This is a genomic window from Micromonospora radicis, assembly GCF_003583405.1.
Lineage (GTDB): Bacteria > Actinomycetota > Actinomycetes > Mycobacteriales > Micromonosporaceae > Micromonospora > Micromonospora radicis.
This window is the reverse complement of record NZ_QXEC01000071.1, coordinates 1-572: the sequence shown is the minus strand read 5'-3', so window position 1 is coordinate 572 and position 572 is coordinate 1. Positions and strand designations below refer to the sequence as shown.

The following is a 572-nucleotide window of genomic DNA, read 5'->3' as shown; positions in this document are numbered from 1 at the left end:
TAGTCGCGCTCGACAAGCACACCATGCACGTGCTGAGACAACAGCGTGAACGACAGCAGGAACGCAGGGCCAGACGCGTCGGCGCAGGCAAGGTGTGCCACGACAGCGGCTACGTGTTCACCAGCCCCGACGGGCTACCACTGCACCCCGGCTACCTCACCCAACGCCTGCGGCTCCTGGTCAACCGCGCCGGACTCCCACCGATCCGGCTGCACGACCTCCGACACGGCGCCGCCTCACTCGCGCACTCCGCCGGCGCGGACATGAAGACCGTCCAGCACCAGCTCGGACACGCCAACATCGGCGTCACCGCCAACATCTACACCACCGTCCTGCCGCCAGCCGCGCACAAGGCAGCCGAAGTCACCGCCTCATACCTCATCGAGGCCAGCAAGCCCGGCGCGGAGGTCAAGCGACAGATCGACCGCACCCGAGACACCGACGATGGAACCGCGATGGCGAAGACCGAGCCGCGTCCGGAACCGGACATCCCAGGGGCAGGAGCCCGAAGGCCGCCGAAGCACACACCCCGGCTGAGGGTGTCACGATGCCACACCTATCGGAGCGCGAAG

1 protein-coding gene is annotated in these 572 nt (G+C 67.8%); it reads left to right on the top strand.

Annotated features, from left to right (window positions below):
• Positions 1-92 precede the first annotated feature (92 nt).
• Positions 93-572, top strand: a 480-nt coding sequence (locus D2L64_RS26955) for a tyrosine-type recombinase/integrase (protein ID WP_325049935.1), incomplete at its 3' end; no start/stop codon positions are given.